Below are 17,360 nucleotides of genomic sequence, written 5' to 3' on the forward strand. Positions count from 1 at the left end.
GACCATGTCGTTGACAGTAATTAAGATCGGTGGCGGAGAGGGGATCGAACTCGAACCGGTGATCCACCAATGTGCTGCACTCATCGGGCGCGGGCATCGGATAGTGCTGGTGCATGGCGGCTCGCACGAGACGAATGTGGTGTCTGAGCAACTTGGTCATCCCGCGCAGACGATTACCAGCCCGTCCGGTCATACGAGTCGGCGCACGGATCGACGCACGCTCGAGATCTTCGAGATGGTGTACTGCGGCAAGATCAACAAGTCGATCGTTGAACAGTTTCAGAGACTCGGTGTGAACGCTGTAGGCTTGAGTGGCATCGACGGCGGCATCTGGCGCGGCGAACGAAAGAACGCGATACGTGCTGTCGAAGATGGTCGCACCGTGATCATCCGTGACGATCTTTCCGGGCGCGTCGAGACGGTCAACACGCAGTTGCTCGAAACATTACTCGACCAAGGCTTCACGCCGGTGCTGACACCGCCCGCAATTTCCCACGACGGTGTCGCGATCAACGTCGATGCGGATCGTGCGGCTGCGATGACAGCGGTTGCGCTCGGAGCTGATGAACTGCTGTTGCTCTCGAATGTCACCGGCGTGCGCCGGTTTGCGGATGATCCGGAAAGTGTGATTCCATCTGTTGCAGACACGGGCATTGATGTTGTGCGTGAGGCTGCACACGGACGCATGAAGAACAAGGTGCTGGCTGCTGAGGAAGCGATCAACGGCGGCGTGCGCCGTGTTGTCATCGGTACAGCCAACGGTCCGGAGGCGATCGAGCAGGCTCGCAATGGTGCGGGTACCGTCTTTGAAGGAGTACTGGTATGACTGCGTTTGCGGTTGAGCATGACAATGCTGTTGATACGAAGCCGTTGCCATGTGGCGAGAGCTGCGTTCACGATGGTGAGATCTTTGCGATGGGCGTTCCGATCGGCGAACTGATCGACAACGTCAGCTACGTCGATATGCTGTTCTTCCAGTTGCAGCGACGGTATCCGTCCGATGTCGAGCGTCAGGTGATCGACGCGTATCTCGTATCGCTCTGCGAGCATGGCGTGACATCACCATCGACGCACGGGGCGCGTGTTGCAGCGAGCGTTCGAGCGCCGTTCGCTGCGTGTGCGATCAACTTCATCTCCGCAGCGATGGGACCGTACCACTTCGGCGCGCTCGAATGCGCGATGCGGGAGATTCAGCACATCGCGGACGACATCGACGACATGGAAATCTATATCGATCAGGTGTTTGAGCGTGGCGATCGCGTGTGGGGATACGGGCATAGATTCCATCGCAGCCCGAACACGACCGGGCTTGACGAGAACGCAGCAAGAGAACTGCAGGAGCACACCGACCCGCGTGTGCGTAAGCTCGTCGAACTCGCGGATCAGCTTGGATGGGACGGGAAGTACCTGCGCACAGCGCGCAATGTCGGACGCGCGCTCTACGCCCGCAAACGCATCCCGATCAATATTGATGGGATCGCTGCGGGGTTGCTGCTCGATATGGGGTTTGATGCGCGAGCAGCCATGCTCTTTGTGATGATTGGAAGACTCCCGAACATGGCGCGTCTATATCTTGAGGAGCAGGAGGAAACCCCGAACCGGTTCGTGGCGCTTGCAACCAATCGCGATCGTGATTTCAGACTCACCGTTGATCGCACAATCTCGGGGCAGCGAGCGTGACGGATCTTTCAGCACAAACAACCCGCACAAGTGTGTCGAACGGGACAGCAATCGATATTCTCTGTGATCTTGTGCGAACATCGAGTGTGAGCAATCACGAAGTTGATGCTGTGTGTGTCTTTGTGCGCGCAGCAAACCAGATTGGACTCGATGCAGAGATCGACGAGGCAGGAAACGGGCACGCGCTCACTCGCAATCGGCAGGAAAGTGCGAGAGAAATTGTGCTGCTCGGACATATCGATACCGTACCGGGCGATATCCCGGTGCGCGTGGAGGACGGTGTGCTCTACGGGCGCGGGAGCGTCGACGCGAAGGGGCCATTGTGTGCGATGTTGTGCGCAGCAGCACGCGCGGTACTTCCGGAAGGCATTTCGGTTCGCGTCGTTGCAGCAGTGGGGGAGGAGATCGCGGCTTCGCCCGGCGCGCACTTTGTTGCAACACAACTCAAACCTGCTGCGTGCATCATCGGCGAACCGAGCGGCTGGGACGGGGTAACGCTGGGATACAAGGGCACGATGCAGATTCGCGCAAGTGTGCAGCGGGAGAATACGCACACCGCGGGCCCGGAAGCTTCTGCAGTTGATATGCTCTTTGCGTGGTGGAACACCGTGCTTGCGTATTTGTACGAGATCAACCAATCGCACGAGCGGCTCTTCGATCAGGTGCAGTCAACGATTCGCACCAGCACATCATCGAATGATGGTGTTGTGGATCAAGCGGAGATGACCTGCGGATTCAGGTTGCCTCGCTGGATATTGCCGGAGGAGTTGGAGTCCGCGATTCGTGCGCACACAACACAGGATGTGACGCTTGATGTGTTCGGTCATCAGGGGTGCTGGGTTGCTGATCGAAATGATGCTGTGGCGCGTGCAATCAGCAACTCGATTCGCCAGCACGGATCGACACCGAGGCCGAAACACAAGACGGGGACGGCAGATATGTGCGTTGTTGGGCCTGTCTGGCAATGTCCGATTGCAGCGTACGGCCCAGGTGACAGCTCGCTCGATCACACACCGAACGAACACATCCGTCTTGATGAATATGCAAAGTCTATCGATGTGCTGGCAACCGCGATCGAAACGCTTGCGCATGAGATCGCATCTTCGATCTGTCAGTGAATCTGCTTCGCCGCAGCTTTGCTGCGCATCGCGTCGTACCGCATGTTGACGAGTTCGATCACCAGCGAGAACGCCATCGCGAAGTAGACGTATCCGCGAGGCAGATGCTTGCCGAATCCTTCCGCGATCAGCAGTGCACCGATCATTAATAGAAATCCCAGCGCGAGTATCTGCAATGACGGGTGCTTGTTGATGAACCTGCTGATAATGCCAGCAAACGCTACCATAACAAACACAGCAAAGAGAACGGAGAGAATCATCACTGGGACAACGTGAGTCATGCCGACTGCTGTGATGACCGAATCCAGACTGAACACCACATTAATGACGAGGATCTGCCCGATCGCGCCAGCGATAGAGAGTGCTGGCTTTGGGTTTGCTGGGTCGTCATGATGTTGTACGCCACGAATCTTGTGGTGAATCTCCATCGTTGTTTTGCCGAGCAGGAAGATGCCACCCGCGAGCATGATGAGTGCCTTGATTGTGATTGGCTCGCCAGCGAGATGAAATAGAGGTTTTTTGTCGAGTGCGAACATCCAACTTAGTCCGAGCAGCATGAGGATACGGATTGTCGCACCCGTGAACAGTCCTAGCGTCCGTACCTTGGCGTGATACTTCTCTTCTGTACGATTGCTAATGAGCGCGATAAAGACGATGTTGTCAACGCCGAGCACCACCTCGAGCGCAGTGATCGTCAGCAGCGCAATAAGACCGGATGTTGTCAGCAATGCACCCCAGTCGTAGGAGACCTTTGCAGCGTCAGCAACAGCTTCATGCGTCTCATGCTGGGCAAGTGTCGCAGCAAACGAAGGGATCATGTCGGCACATGTGGTGAGGAGGTCAAGCATATGGGAATGGTAGTGTGGTATTACCCTGTGCCGCCATCGAAATGTCAAGTGACTGCGAACCAATAATAGAACATGAAGCCGCGGTACTTTCTTGGGATGAAGGTGTTCCCCGAACCTCTGTCAGACGAGGATTATGTGGAGCGGATCCGTCGATCACTCAAACGATCGCGCGTGGCATCGGTGATGCGGTTTGTCTTCGCCATTGGGATAGCACTCGGTGTGACAATGGTAGTGCGTATGCTGATCTTGGTTGCTCAAATGGGGGCACCGTCAGGAACCACACAAGGGATGGTCTACCTCACATTTGTTGTTGCTGTGATCTTTGGCCTGTTTACAAGCAATCTGCTAATCCATCTGATTGCTCATCGGACTGTTGAAACTACGTTTCGCCGGACACATGAACTGCTCATTGAGAACTGGGATACCCGGCGTGAACTAGAGCAATCCCTGAAAGAACTGGAAACAGCGCTCTCGTCAGCAAACCAAATGCCGACTGAAGTTCCAGAGAACTAGATCGCAAAGTATCGTGCTTCCGGATGGTGGACAACGATCGCACTGGTCGATTGCTCCGGGTCGATCTGCCAGTTCTCGGTGAGTGTGCAGTCGATGCGTTCGGGCTTGAGCAGTCTGAACAGAATCTCCTGATCTGACAGCGCGGGGCACGCCGGATATCCGAATGAGTACCGCGAGCCGCGGTATCCCTGCGTGAACAGATCGCGAATCCGTGGCGAATCATCGCCCGCGATACCGAGTTCCTGGCGGATGCGTTTGTGCCAGAGTTCCGCGAGTGCTTCGGCGCATTCCACACCAAATCCGTGCAGATACAGATAATCGGTGTACTTGTCTGCTGCGAAGAGCTTCTGCGCTTCCTCGCTGACACGCGTGCCGACGGTGACGCAGTGCATCGCGATGACATCCCGACCAGCGAGCATCGGATCTGTCGATGCAGGATCGATCTCGTCCACGCTGCGGAAGAAATCGGAGATGCACAAACGCTTTCTTGCGTCCTGACGTGGGAAGGTAAATCGCTCGATCTGCTTCTCGGGATCATTGGGATCAAAGAGAATCAGATCATCACCATCCGAGGCACACAGGTAGTATCCGTACACCACTTTCGGTGAGAGGATGCCTTCCTGCTTGCAACGTGTTTTCAGGTTTTCAAAGACCGGCATGACATCCGAGTCGAGCTTTTCCTGATATTCGTCGTTGGACATGGCTCCTTTCTTGAACTGCCATTGCCCGCGGAAGAGCGCTGTTGTGTTGATATAGGGATACAGATGATCGAGACTGATGTCCGTCACCACGCGCGAGCCAAGGAACGGCGGTGTCGGAACAGCAACCTTTCGTGCGACCTCGCTGCGAACGAGTGTCGCAGTCGAAGCAACTGCGCGGCCCGACTCGAACTCCTGCTCTGCCCGCGCCTTTGCTGCCTTGTTTTCTGCGATGGTTCGCTCGGCATCGGAACGTTTGGCAAGACGTTCTCGTGCTGCTTCATGGAGGGACGCTGTATCATTTGCGCCGATCCTATCCATCGTGTGCAAGCCATCGAACGCGTCCTTGCAATAGAACAGCTCGCCCTCGTAGAGTTGTTTGAGATGGCCTTCCGCGTAGTGGCGCGTGAGTGCTGCGCCGCCGAGCAGCATGGGAACCGAGATGCTCAGACGGTTGAGTTCCTGCAGGTTCTCCTCCATCACGATCACGCTCTTGACGAGCAAACCGGAGAGACCGATCGCGTTGGCATTGGTTTCCTTCCACTTTGCGACAATGTCGGAAATCGGCTGCTTGATGCCGATGTTGTGGACGGTGTACCCATTGTTTGTCAGTATGATGTCGACGAGGTTCTTGCCGATGTCGTGCACATCGCCCTTCACAGTCGCGAGCACGATCGATCCCTTGGACTTTGAACCGCTCGACTTTTCCATGAACTGCTCGAGATGCGCGACGGATGTCTTCATGACTTCTGCGCTCTGGAGCACAAACGGCAACTGCATCTTTCCAGCACCGAAGAGTTCACCAACGGTCTTCATGCCATCGAGCAGGTGGTCGTTGATGATGTCGAGCGCGGAGTATTGCTGTAGCGCCTCATCGAGTGTGTCGATCAAGCCCTCTTTTTCGCCATCGATAATGTGCATGCGCATCCGCTCTTCGAGCGTGAGGTCCTTTGCAGCAACTTTCGCGGTATCGATCGCGTCTTTGTCTGCAAACAGCGCGACGAATGCTTCGAGCGGATCGAACGATTGATCGGTGATTCCCTCGGGCAGTCCAGTGCCACCAGCAGATTCGTGCCGGCGGTCATAGATCAGATCGAGCGCTGCGTTCCACTGGACTTCCGGCACCTTGTTCTGCGGCACGATCTTGCCAGCGTGCAGGATCGCGCTGGTAAGTCCCGCGTTCATCAGTTCGACGAGCAACGCCGAGTTGAGCACGAGACGGGCGCGGGGATCAAGCCCGAATGAGCAGTTGCTTAGTCCGCACGTGATCTGTGATGTCGGGAACTTCTCAGAGATCATGCGCACGCCGTTGATCAGTTCGAGTGCGCTGCGGCGATCAGAGTCGAGGCCTGTCGAGATGGGGAGCACGAGCGGATCGAAGAAGATATCGGCAGGGTCAAGCCCGTGCACATCTACAGCGCGACGTAATGCGCGCTCAGCGATAGACAACTTCCGGTCAGCAGTGCGCGCCATCGCGTTGTCAGGATCCTCGTCGATTGATCCAATCACAAGTGCTGCGCCATATGTTGTTGCGAGAGAACAGATCTGGTCGAACTTCTCTTCGCCATCTTCAAAGTTTGCGCTGTTGATGACGCACTTGCCTGGTGCGCATTTGAGCCCGGCTTCGATTGTTGGGATCTGTGTCGAGTCGAGCACCAGTGGTGCGTCGATCTGCCGCACCACGCGCGAGACGATCTCCTGCATGTCCTTCACATTGTCGCGACCCGCGTAATCAACGTTCAGATCGAGCAGGTGCGCGCCGTCCTTGCGGATCTGCTCGCGAGCAAGCGAGATGATCCCGTCGAAGTCTTCCGCTTCGAGAAGCTGCTTGAACTTTCGGCTGCCGGACGCGTTCATGCGCTCGCCGATGATCAGCACCGAGGCGTCCTGATGATGGTCGACGCACGAATAAAGCGATGTGCACGCGGGTGGCATCGCATCGACAGCGATGCTTGTACGGGACGCTTTGGCGTGCTTTGTGTTGTGCGCTTCAGCAATCTCCGCAAGTTTCCTGATGTGCTCCGGCGTTGTGCCGCAGCAGCCGCCGATGATCGTCGCGCCGTGCATCCCGTGCGTTGGCTCGATGTACCGTTGCATCACATCAGCCATTGGTTGCGGCTTGAGCGGATAGTCCGTTCGGCCATCAACAAGCACGGGCAATCCCGCGTTCGGAACAACAGAGACTGCGCGATCCCAGTGCTTGCACAGCGCAGCAACATGCTCTGCCATCTCTTCGGGTCCAGTTGCGCAGTTGAGTCCGAGCGACGCAATTGGGTATCCCTTGAGCGCAACCATCGCTGCTTCGATCGATGTGCCAAGCAGCATCGAACCGGTTGTTTCGATGGTGACGCTGACGCTGATCGGGATGTCTGAAGGCGAAAGGTTCTTCTCTTTCAGCGCAGTCAGGCACGCATTGATTGCGCACTTCACCTGCAGCAGGTCCTGGCATGTTTCGATCAGCAGCGCATCGGTGCCGCCCGCGATCAATCCACTTGCCTGCACGCGGTACGACTCGTGCAGCGCGTCCCATGTTGTGTTGCCGAGCGTGATCAGCTTTGTGCCGGGACCGATGGAGCCAAGCACGAATCGGGGCTTGTCCTTTGTTGAGTACTTCTCGCACGCGGCACGGGCGATCTCAGCGCCCTGCTTGTTCAGTTCGAATGCGCGATCGGTCAGATCAAACTCAGCGAGCACAATCGGGTTGGAGCCGAACGTGTCTGTCTCGACCGCATCTGAGCCGACGGTGAGAAACTCTTCGTGGATGGACTGGATGACATCGGGTCTGGTTGCGACCAATAGATCTGTGCAGTTCTCGCAGTTGCAGTAGTCCTTTTCCAGATCCAGATCGTGCTGATGGATGGAGGTGCCCATCGCGCCGTCGATGACGAGCAGTCGTTGACTGAGAGCATCGAGGTAAGGGCTTGACATGTGTGATATCTCCAGCGTGTATGGGCTTCTGAGTTAGTATATCCATTCATTCGGGAGAACGGATAAAAGCGGGCCTGTTTGCACATGAAAAAGGCTCAGCATCGCGCTGAGCCTTGAAATCGTCATTTTCAGCCCAATATTGGCTTTTATTTCTTCTTCTTGTCCGCGAAGTAGTTCCCGCCGAACTTCTTCTGGAACTTTTCGACACGGCCGGTGGTGTCCACGAAGGTGGCCTTGCCGGTAAAGAACGGGTGGGAGCCGGACCAGATTTCGACGTGCATCTCGGGCACGGTCGCTCCAACAGTCATCACGACCTCACCTCTGTGGTAGACCTTGCAGTTGTAGAACTGGGGATGGATGTCCTTCTTCATAGCGATCTCCGATGAATCGTCGGCGAAACAGAGCCGTGATGATAGACAGGCAGGCGTTCGATGCCAAATTTCAAGTGCAGGTTCGATGAGTGCGGCTGGGACACGCGGTACAAGTCCATGTCTGTGGTCGATTTAGAGTCCATCTGACGATACACTGGTCCGAAAAGAAGTGATGTTTGTAGCCGCGCAGGCTGATACGCCTAAAGGCTCGCGTTGCTTTGGTTTGTGCCCGTACTGGCACCCACACAGTATGTAACGAGAAAAGGAGTTACGACAGATGGGGATCATCAAAGAGTTCAAAGAGTTTGCCATGAAGGGCAACATGATGGATATGGCCGTCGGCATCATCATCGGTGGTGCATTCGGTGGTATTGTCCAGTCACTCATCAAGGACGTTGTCATGCCGGTTGTGGGCATAGCGGGTAACGTCGATTTCTCAAACATGTTCATTCCGCTGTCGAAGTCTGCAAAGGACGCGGTGGAAGCAGCGAAGACTACTGGAGCGCCGCTGAGTCTTGATGATGCGAGGGCTGCGGGTTCCGTTCTTGCCTATGGCAACTTTGTCACAGTGTTTGTAAACTTCATTATTCTCGCGTTCGTCATCTTCATGATTATCAAGATGATGAACAAGGCGAAGGCAACCTTTGAGAAGGAGCAGGAAGCAGCAGCTCCTGCAGCGCCACCAGCACAAGAAGTGCTCCTTGCAGAGATCCGCGACCTGCTTGCCAACAAAGCCTGATCTCGAAAGTATCTGAGGTATCTATACAACCGCTCCGTTTCCGGAGCGGTTTTCTTATGGTGTGTTTTCACCAAGATCAACGCGCTGGCCAGTTGCGTTCTCGATGAATGTCTGTATGTTCTGCATCACCTCGGGCATGGACGGGCTCAGCGCAAGCACACCAAGAAATGCAACCAGCAGGATGATTCGGCGTGTCCATTTACCCTTTGCAGCTTCTTCCTTTGCGATCGAACGGATGTACGAGGGCGCGCTTTCCTGATGGAGTTCTAGCGCGCGCACCTGGTCGCGGAGTTGTCTGATTGTTGTGTAGGCGGAATCGATCTGCCGTTGCAGGTCTTCAATGACGGCACTCGACTTTGGAACGTCGACTAGTGCTGGTTCTGCTAGTGTGTTTGTCTGTTTCTTCTCGTTTGCCCACTTGTCGACCATGCCGAACGCAAGGTCTGCTGCTGGTGATGATGAAGGAGGTTGCTGTGTGTTTGCTGGCGATAATGCAATCAGCGAAGTTTCGACAACCTCGGCGGTTGCTTCTGAGATATCGTGCTTGTGGAGTGCGTCAAGCAGTGCTTCGAGTTCGTCGACAGCTTCCAGCGTCATGGAAGTTAGTTCACCCTTCGGATTCTTTCCTGTCACTTTGAACTGCATTCTGGCCTGTCCTGCTTGGTCTTGTTCGTTGTCCGTTGGGCACTGGTGCTTCGCGTGTTATAGGCTGACAGAATACCGATGTGAACACACGGACAGAGTGCGAATATCGTTCTGATCTTCCATGAAACCGACCGGGTCGAACGCACAATGAGAACATGGCATGGCTTGCGACAGGACAGATCAACGTCGGTATCCGTGGAAACGGTGCGTGGTGTGCGTGCTGCTAGGCGTATGCACTGCGGTTCTGCTTGCATGGGGCGCAGCGGTTCGATTTGCAACATTAAGGGTTGGTTCGTCTGACGCGTGGAACTATCTACGAACGCTTCACGCGTCACAGATCCCGGGGAATGATGTGTGGCGTGCGTACCACTCGCGCAGCACACTCGGGTGTACCGAAATCAGCATCTACGGGTTGTTTGTACCGGTGCTTCCAGTTTCGGGGGATGACACGTCGGGGTTCTTTGCGCTGCAGGGACGCACGAACGCGGCGAACAGCGTCGAGTTACGGCTGTCGCCGATGCAACCTGCGTTCGAGGCGCTCGCTGCGTCATCGCATCCGGATTCCGCTGCGTTCTTTCTGTGCGGGTATCCGATGCGCTGCATGTGGGGATATGTGGTGCTTCCGGGTAGCCGAGGCTACTTTGCGCCTGGGACTGTTGGCGTGAGACGTTCGTTCTTTTCCACTCGGCTGCCGGGTACAACCGAGTCCGCACATTTGCCGTTGCGTGTGCTGTGGGGTGGAATGTTTGCCAATATTGCCATCTGGACTGCAGCCTGGGGTGTATTGATGCTTTGTTTGCCACTCACGCTTGGGTTTGTTCGAGGTGTGATCCGAACGAGACGTGGTGCGTGTGCCAGATGTGGCTATGACCTGCGCGGGCTTGCAGGTGCGTCGATCTGCCCGGAGTGCGGGATGGGACATCGAGGGATATCGCAGTAGCCTGAGGAGAAACCAGTTGATAGTTGACAGCGGTATTGATTCAAAAATCGGGCTTTTTAATTATTGTTGAGATCGAGTCTCATTTTCGAGACAAAGAGACACGAGAGTCTACAATACGCTCGTTCCGAACGGCGTGCTGTTCGATGGGAGCTTTGGGATGCAGCGTCACGGGTCTGACATCAGATCGTTGCCATCACTTGAGGTATTGTCGCCTTCTGTGGCTGCCTGCGCGCCCTGCCCGCTTAAGCCCGATCTGAACGCAAGTGAGTGCGATGTCTGCACATGTGCACTTTCTACACTGCCGCGCGGACGGGTAGCTCGGGTGCATATGACCCATTTGCCGGATCGGGACGCGGCCTATTTGCGAGCACTTGGCTTACGAGAGAACTCGCGCGTGAAAGTCTGCCAGCGAGGGCAGCCATGTATCGTCGAGGTGCTTGACGTGTGCAACCAGTCGTGTCGTGTTGGACTTTCACGTGTGCTTGCGGACAAGGTGCTTGTTGAACAAGTCGCAGAGACCAGATAGCGCATCAATATCAGCAACCCCAGAGATTTGTCTTTCTGCTTCGGACTTCGCTATGCCCACTGCTGAAACGAGTGTGTCAGCCATTGCTTCATTGAAGCGGATTCGTGTTGCGATGATTGGAAACCCGAATTCTGGCAAGACAACACTCTTCAATAAGTTGTGTGGTCTGCGCCAGCGGACGAGCAACTATCCAGGAACAACCCAGGATGCGCGTATTGGTCGTATAGAGACCGCGAAAGCAATCGAGCTTGTGGATCTGCCTGGTGCGTACTCGCTTGACCTTGAATCAGCAGAATCAGTGCTGTGCAAGAAGGTGCTCGAAGCTGAAGCAGAAGAAACCAGAGTTCACGCGGTGTGTGTGATCATTGATGCGCACAACATTCCACGCGGATTGCGGCTTGTTGGGGAAGTAGCGAGAACACATGTACCCATGGTTGTTGCGATTACCATGGTGGATTCGGCCGTCAAGCGAGGAATCCATGCTGAGGAGACAGTACTTGCGAAGGAGCTGGGGTGCGAGGTGATCGCTTGCAGCAGTCGCACAGGCCTTGGAGTTGACGCACTGAAGTCGGCGCTACACCGGGCAAAGGTGCCACATGCCGATCGTATCGAACATACAGCAATCGACGCGTGGGTCGAGCGTGTATGCCGCGACATTGCGCTGCGCAAGGAACGGGAAGCCGAGGGAAACGGGACAGATCGTGCCGATCGTATGCTGACAAACCCGATCGTCGGCCTGCTGGTGTTTCTTGCCATCATGGGCGCGTTGTTCCTTGCGGTGTTCAAGTTCGCGTCGTATCCCATGGACTGGATCGACCAGTTGTTTGCGGTCATTGGTGATGGTGTGAGTGGCATGCTTCCTACTGGGATTTTGCAGGATCTACTTGTCAACGGGGTCATCGCGGGTGTTGGTGCAACGCTGGTGTTCCTGCCGCAGATCTGTATTTTGTTCTTTCTTATCACAATGCTGGAAGATACAGGATACCTTGCGCGCGCCGCATTCCTTATGGATCGGTTGCTGCGTCCATTCGGTTTGACTGGGTACGCGTTTGTGCCTCTGCTTTCGTCGCACGCGTGCGCACTGCCCGGCATCATGGCGGCTCGTGGTGTGCCCGACAAACGTGACAAACTAGCCACGATTCTTGTTGCGCCGTTCATGTCATGTACCGCGCGTATACCTGTCTATGTGCTGCTCGTTGGTCTTCTTTTTCCGGGTAACGAACTTCGTCAGGCGCTTGCGTTCGGCATGTGCTATGTACTCGGAATTGCTGCTGGCATACTCAGTTCGCTGGTTGCGCGTCGAACCATTCTCAAGGGACCATCAGCGCCGATGGCTCTCGAGTTACCCGCGTATCGACTTCCAAACCTGCGAAATGCGTTTCTCAGCGCGTGGGACCGTGGATGGTTGTTCGTGCGTAACGCAGGCACGGTGATTCTCATGATCTCGATCGTGCTGTGGTGGCTCAACGAGTACCCGCACGTTGATGCACCATCGCAAGCGACGCAACTGCGCGCTGATGCTGAAGTTGCATCAACCGATGAAGGGCGTGATGATCTCATTGCTCAGGTCGACCGGATCGAAGCAATGCACGCATCTAGGCACAGCTTCCTTGGTCGGATCGGCTCGGTGTTCCAGCCGGTGTTTGCACCGCTTGGGTATGACAGGCAACTGACGGTAGGGGTGCTGGCGAGCTTCGCAGCTCGTGAGGTGTTTGTGTCCACGATGGCAGTGCAGATCGCTGGCGAGGACGATGCCGACGATCCAATGGTGAGAGACAGGATTGCCCACGCAACACGTGACGACGGCACACCTGTATTTACACGTGCAACGTCGTGGTCATTGCTTGTGTATTATGTCTTTGCCATGCTGTGCCTGCCGACGGTTGTGCTGACCGCGAAAGAGGCGGGCGGGTGGAAGTGGGCGTTTCTCCAACTCGGATGGATGACATTGCTGGCATATGTTGGAGCGTTTATAGCATTCAATGTCATGTCGTAGCGCGAGTGTTTCCCTACAATAGTGCATGAATAGCTTCAACCTCGACAAAGCCTTCGACTCATTCTCTGAATACTGGTCGCCGCGCGTCGCCGCAGAACTGAACGGCCAGCACGTCCGGCTGGCAAAGCTGAAAGGTGAGTTTGTCTGGCACGCCCACGACGATGCGGATGAGATGTTCCTTGTGCATCGTGGCACAATGGTGCTGGAGTTCCGTGATCGGCGTATCACGCTCGGGCCGGGCGACGTATGTGTTGTGCCGAGGGGTGTCGAGCATCGCCCCGTTGCTGATGCGGAATGCTGTGTGGTGCTGTTCGAGCCAGCCGACGTTGTCAATACAGGCAATATCGAGAACGAGCGCACCGTGCGCAATCTCGCGTCGTTGTGAATTGCGGAGCGAGCTTGCATGAAGTTTCCGGTAGACGACTGGCAGTTCTGGATGGCAACACTGATTGTGTTTGTCGCAATGGTTGCTGTCGCGCGTCCGATCGCGCGCATCCTCTTCGGAAAGCGATTCGCAAAGCCAAAGCAGGTCAGGACCGCATTAACAATCAGCGCACGACGCGACACCGATACCGATCCACAGAACTGATGTGTCACAGACGTGTCACGTTTCCTATGTGTATTCACGATGCCGGGCGTGCATGCGAGTTACATCTTGCGTGCTTCCTATGATGGGCCCATGATGACGCGAGGCCATTCAGTCCGAGGTCTGCTTGTATCGATCATGCTGGGCATTGCTATTACTGTTGTTCTTGCGTGGCTGGCAATGTTTCTGCCATTGAAGCACAGATGGCAGGGGCCGCCCGCAACTGATGAGGTGGGCCTGACAAAGGCAGCCGACGATATTCGTATCTGGCAGATCAGCCGCGGCGCCAATGCGTGGCATCGGGTGTACACATACTGGCACATGCAGATCTCGGGCATGTCGATGATGATGTCGCTCGATGATTACAACGCGCGCAACGTATTGCTTAAAGCAGTGCCGCGCCACATGCGACCCCGATCCGTGGATGAGCTGAACATGTACGCGCTGTATCACGCGACGGGCTGGCCAATGCCCGCATTGTCGTGCTCGGTACACTGGAAGCAACAGATCTCAAACAGTGACATTCTTTACAGTGTCAAGGGTGGTGTGCAGTTTCCTCGGGACAAGGAGTTCAATTCGCGTGCGCTTCCGCTTTCTCCGATCTTCCCCGGGTTTCTTGTCGACGTGCTCGTGTGGAGTCTGGTGTCATACGTGCCAGTGAGAGGCAGTCTCTTGATGCGAGCACAGTACCGCAGAAGAAAGGGCAGGTGTGTGCGATGCGGATACGTGCGAGAAGGGCTTGATGCTGCAGCGCCGTGCCCCGAGTGCGGCAAAACTCTAAATTGATCGAACAAGGAACCATTCGAGCACATATTCACTATAGAATGCATAGACACATGTTCTTTATCACTTTTGGGAGATCTTGATGGCACGATTTACGGTGGCTGCTTCCTCGCTCGCGTTGGTTGCTGGTTCGGTTCTGCTCGCTTCATGTGTACATGACGAGGGATCTCACACGACAGCCCCTGTGGGTGAGCACCACGAGATTCACACTGTCGCGACACCCTCCCTCGACGACACGATGCCGATACACATGCCGGGGCTTCACAACGTGGTCGCCTATCACGATGACTTCTATTCGGGGTCTGCACCAGAGAGCGATGAAGGGTTTGACACGCTCGCTGCGATGGGAATCAGGACGATCATCAGTGTCGATGGCGCGGTACCCGAGGTCGATAAGGCAAAGGCCCACGGGATCCGTTACATCCATCTGCCAATCGGATACAACGGGTTTGATGAGCAGCGCAAGCTCGAACTTGTGCGTGCATCGCGCGATGCGCTCGCAGAGGGACCCGTGTACGTTCACTGCCACCATGGCAAGCATCGAAGCGCTGGCGCTGCTGCTGCGATTGCGTCGAGTCTCGGCTGGCTGACACCCGACGAGGCGGTGGAGCGCATGCACGTGTCCGGCACATCATCGTCGTATCAGGGGCTTTACACGTGTGCGCTCGAGTCAGAACCGATCAGTGACGATCGCATCAACCTCGTGCCTGCGAGTTTTCCAGAAGTATCAACACCCGGCAGCTTTGTGCAGGGCATGGTGGATATTGATATCGCGGTAGAACATCTGAAGGAGATCGAGAAAGCTGGTTGGAAAGTGCCTGCGGACCATCCGGATCTTGTGCCAGCAGCCGAGGCGGGAAAGCTCGCGGATCTGTATCGTCTGCTGAACGATGTCGAGTACAAGCACAACGATTCGATAGAGTTTGTCGCGTGGATGGACGAGGCGCACACACACTCCCAGCAGCTTGAAGACATGATTGTGGACGGCTCATCCGCAGAACTGCTCTCGCGCCAGTTCGATATCATCAAGGCGTCATGCACGGACTGCCACGCTGTCTACCGCAATCAGCGGTGAACGAGACGTGCTCTGGTCAGTGACTTGTAGTGCGGATGAACAACCCAAGTCCAGCTTCGGGAGATGTACTCGATTCGTCACACTGCACGTTCAGGGTTGTGAGATCAACGAACTTCCGGTATGCGTCCGCACTCGGGACACGGCGCAAGCAACTCCAGCCCCGAACGGTCATATCCGCAGCCCATGCAGTTGCCCTTGTGCAGCTTGGGGTACTCATCGGGGCTTACACCAAAGAATCCGACCTTGGCACCCTTTGTCCGGAGCATCGTGGTTGCTTCGTTGTTCACGAACAGCAGCAGGATCAGGTTGATCAACGGGATGATCATGACAATCGTCATCAGAATGATGATCAGAATATTCTTGCGCATTGCAACCATCAGCATGATTAGCAAGATAGCGCAGGAAAGTGCGACGCCTATCGTCAGGATCGAGAAAGCGAGCGTGAAGTTTGGGTGCTGGAGGAATCCGACCGTCACCCGCGAGATCTGAATCGCATAGAGCAACAGCATTGCCAGAATACTCATGAGCAGAAATCGCTGTCTCTTTGCTACCTTGACGTAATCCGGCTCGCGGTATGCCATGTTTCAGCTCCTTTCAGGGGCCAGAGTATAACAAACTTCTGCAGCTTGGGGGAGTCCGGGGGAGAGTGGGGTACGATCTTGAATGAACAACATATGTATCTTTCTCCGCATGAGTGTTTCTGCATGCTGTCTGAGTGTTCTCATGGTTGGGTGTGCGCATTCCGGCTCGACCAACACCGGTGCAGATCACACGGCACAGGGCGTGCCCGAGATAACCCATGCTGTGCATGAAACGGACGATGGCGGCCTTGTCGTGCAGGAGACCGTGACAGTCCACGCGCCGATCGAGCGTGTGTGGGCTGCCTACACCACGTCCGACGGGTACGCGTCGTGGGCTGCGGTCGCTGCGGATGTCGATCTTCGACCCGGCGGCACCATCCGCACGACCTATCGCGAGGACGGCGATCTCACCGGTGACGGCGTCAACACGCTCCATATTGTCAACTACGTCCCGATGCGGTTGCTGACATTGCAGGCGGATGTGTCCGCCAACTGGCCCGAGGTGCTCAAGCGGGATGCAGCAAACCTCTACAACGTGATCCTGTTTGATTCTCTCGATCCGACAACCACGCGGGTAGCGTCGTACGGATTGGGATACACCGACTCGCCCGAACTGCGCCGGATGATGGCGTTCTTCGAGCAGGCAAACCGCGGGCTGTATGAAAAACTGATCGAGTCGTTGCGGTAGTGGAGAAGGTGCGTTGTGGGGGATCGGAAGTAATAGGTCCAGCATATGTTGGATTATAAGTGAGATGAGGTACTTGCCCCGAAGGGGCATTGGTTTGTAGCCACGGGTGCAACCCGTGGAGAGAGTTGTGTTTCTCCGCTTCCTTGCTTTCCCGCTCCGAAGGAGCGAAGGATTCGGCATGCCCGGCACATTCTCACAGATTCTTCTGCATGTTGTCTTCTCAACGAAGCATCGCACGCCGTGGATGACACCAGAGATTGCTGATCGTCTCTATGCGTATATCGGCGGGATCATTCGAGCAGAAAACGGCGTGCTCTACGCGATCGGTGGCGTTGAAGACCACGTCCATCTGTACTTCCGCTGGCGAACAGATAGCCCAGTGTCCGACCTCATGCGCATCGTCAAATCCCGCTCATCGAAGTGGATCCACGAGACGTTTCCCGATCTGTCCATGTTCGCGTGGCAGGAGGGGTACAGCGTGTTCTCCGTGAGCAAATCGCAGGAAGAAGCTGTCAAGCGATACATTGCAACGCAGCGAGAGCATCATGCGAAGGAAGATTTTCAGTCAGAAGTGCTGAAACTGCTCCGTGCGCATCAGATCGAGTTTGATGAGAAATATGTGTTTGATTGAGCCTTTGGATGAGT

General features: G+C 55.6%; 19 protein-coding genes. 14 read left to right on the top strand and 5 right to left on the bottom strand.

The features are described 5' to 3' along the window. Nucleotides 1–10 precede the first annotated feature (10 nt). From H6815_11485 to H6815_11495, 3 genes are read left to right on the top strand one after another with little or no spacing between them, the layout of a single operon-like run. Complete coding sequence (locus H6815_11485; GenBank protein ID MCB9861060.1) at nt 11–826, top strand: [LysW]-aminoadipate kinase; 816 nt, start codon at nt 11–13, stop codon at nt 824–826. Beyond that, the gene (locus tag H6815_11490; GenBank protein ID MCB9861061.1) at nt 823–1,680 is read left to right on the top strand and encodes a citryl-CoA lyase; all 858 of its coding nucleotides are present in this window, start codon (nt 823–825) and stop codon (nt 1,678–1,680) included. The genes H6815_11485 and H6815_11490 overlap by 4 nt, the downstream gene beginning before the upstream one ends. Then, nucleotides 1,677–2,798: a [LysW]-lysine hydrolase gene (locus H6815_11495; protein ID MCB9861062.1), complete on the top strand. Its 1,122-nt coding sequence runs from the start codon at nt 1,677–1,679 to the stop codon at nt 2,796–2,798. Before H6815_11490 ends, H6815_11495 begins: the two co-directional genes overlap by 4 nt. Here H6815_11495 and H6815_11500 read toward each other — a convergent pair. After that, nucleotides 2,792–3,616 carry a TerC family protein gene (locus tag H6815_11500; protein ID MCB9861063.1) on the bottom strand — a complete coding sequence of 275 codons (825 nt, stop codon included), beginning with the start codon at nt 3,614–3,616 and terminating at the stop codon, nt 2,792–2,794. The two genes, H6815_11495 and H6815_11500, sit on opposite strands and share 7 nt — an antisense overlap. Nucleotides 3,617–3,718: 102 nt before the next feature. Here H6815_11500 and H6815_11505 point away from each other — a divergent pair, with 102 nt between their 5' ends. Beyond that, a complete protein-coding gene (locus tag H6815_11505) occupies nt 3,719–4,159 on the top strand; it encodes a hypothetical protein (protein MCB9861064.1) in 441 nt (146 codons plus the stop codon). Here H6815_11505 and metH read toward each other — a convergent pair. After that, entirely contained in the window at nt 4,156–7,785 is a 3,630-nt protein-coding gene (gene metH, locus H6815_11510) for a methionine synthase (GenBank protein MCB9861065.1), read from the bottom strand. The two genes, H6815_11505 and metH, sit on opposite strands and share 4 nt — an antisense overlap. A 146-nt stretch (nt 7,786–7,931) precedes the next feature. Next, the gene (gene rpmE / locus H6815_11515; protein ID MCB9861066.1) at nt 7,932–8,156 is read right to left on the bottom strand and encodes a 50S ribosomal protein L31; all 225 of its coding nucleotides are present in this window, start codon (nt 8,154–8,156) and stop codon (nt 7,932–7,934) included. Nucleotides 8,157–8,439: 283 nt separating this feature from the next. Between rpmE and mscL the strand changes: the two genes are divergently transcribed. Next, nucleotides 8,440–8,895, top strand: coding sequence for a large conductance mechanosensitive channel protein MscL (gene mscL, locus H6815_11520; protein MCB9861067.1), 456 nt, complete (start codon nt 8,440–8,442; stop codon nt 8,893–8,895). 54 nt (nt 8,896–8,949) lie between these two features. On the opposite strand, the gene H6815_11525 is transcribed toward mscL, so the two are convergent. Beyond that, nucleotides 8,950–9,540, bottom strand: a complete 591-nt coding sequence (locus H6815_11525; GenBank protein MCB9861068.1) for a hypothetical protein — start codon at nt 9,538–9,540, stop codon at nt 8,950–8,952. A 160-nt stretch (nt 9,541–9,700) separates the two neighbouring features. Here H6815_11525 and H6815_11530 point away from each other — a divergent pair, with 160 nt between their 5' ends. The 7 genes from H6815_11530 (at nt 9,701) to H6815_11560 (ending at nt 15,446) form a co-directional block, all read left to right on the top strand. After that, on the top strand, nt 9,701–10,480 hold the full coding sequence (locus H6815_11530; protein MCB9861069.1) for a hypothetical protein: 780 nt from the start codon (nt 9,701–9,703) through the stop codon (nt 10,478–10,480). Between the two features lie 328 nt (nt 10,481–10,808). Next, nucleotides 10,809–11,006, top strand: a complete 198-nt coding sequence (locus H6815_11535) for a ferrous iron transport protein A (protein ID MCB9861070.1) — start codon at nt 10,809–10,811, stop codon at nt 11,004–11,006. A gap of 52 nt (nt 11,007–11,058) precedes the next feature. Next, the gene (locus H6815_11540) at nt 11,059–13,002 is read left to right on the top strand and encodes a ferrous iron transporter B (protein ID MCB9861071.1); all 1,944 of its coding nucleotides are present in this window, start codon (nt 11,059–11,061) and stop codon (nt 13,000–13,002) included. A 25-nt stretch (nt 13,003–13,027) separates the two neighbouring features. Next, complete coding sequence (locus H6815_11545) at nt 13,028–13,387, top strand: cupin domain-containing protein (protein MCB9861072.1); 360 nt, start codon at nt 13,028–13,030, stop codon at nt 13,385–13,387. An 18-nt stretch (nt 13,388–13,405) separates the two neighbouring features. After that, nucleotides 13,406–13,591, top strand: a complete 186-nt coding sequence (locus H6815_11550) for a hypothetical protein (GenBank protein ID MCB9861073.1) — start codon at nt 13,406–13,408, stop codon at nt 13,589–13,591. A 90-nt stretch (nt 13,592–13,681) separates the two neighbouring features. Next, nucleotides 13,682–14,374, top strand: a complete 693-nt coding sequence (locus H6815_11555; protein ID MCB9861074.1) for a hypothetical protein — start codon at nt 13,682–13,684, stop codon at nt 14,372–14,374. Nucleotides 14,375–14,453: 79 nt separating this feature from the next. Then, nucleotides 14,454–15,446 carry a hypothetical protein gene (locus H6815_11560; GenBank protein MCB9861075.1) on the top strand — a complete coding sequence of 331 codons (993 nt, stop codon included), beginning with the start codon at nt 14,454–14,456 and terminating at the stop codon, nt 15,444–15,446. A gap of 104 nt (nt 15,447–15,550) precedes the next feature. Here H6815_11560 and H6815_11565 read toward each other — a convergent pair whose 3' ends face one another. Continuing rightward, the gene (locus H6815_11565; GenBank protein MCB9861076.1) at nt 15,551–16,027 is read right to left on the bottom strand and encodes a hypothetical protein; all 477 of its coding nucleotides are present in this window, start codon (nt 16,025–16,027) and stop codon (nt 15,551–15,553) included. 82 nt (nt 16,028–16,109) lie between these two features. Between H6815_11565 and H6815_11570 the strand changes: the two genes are divergently transcribed. Together H6815_11570 and tnpA are read left to right on the top strand one after the other, a co-directional pair. Beyond that, entirely contained in the window at nt 16,110–16,715 is a 606-nt protein-coding gene (locus tag H6815_11570; GenBank protein ID MCB9861077.1) for an SRPBCC domain-containing protein, read from the top strand. Between the two features lie 178 nt (nt 16,716–16,893). Continuing rightward, nucleotides 16,894–17,346 (top strand): IS200/IS605 family transposase, encoded by a 453-nt coding sequence (gene tnpA / locus H6815_11575; GenBank protein ID MCB9861078.1) that lies wholly within the window; start codon nt 16,894–16,896, stop codon nt 17,344–17,346. The last annotated feature ends 14 nt before the right edge of the window (nt 17,347–17,360 follow it).

Source organism: Phycisphaeraceae bacterium (assembly GCA_020639155.1).
GTDB lineage: Bacteria > Planctomycetota > Phycisphaerae > Phycisphaerales > UBA1924 > JACKHF01.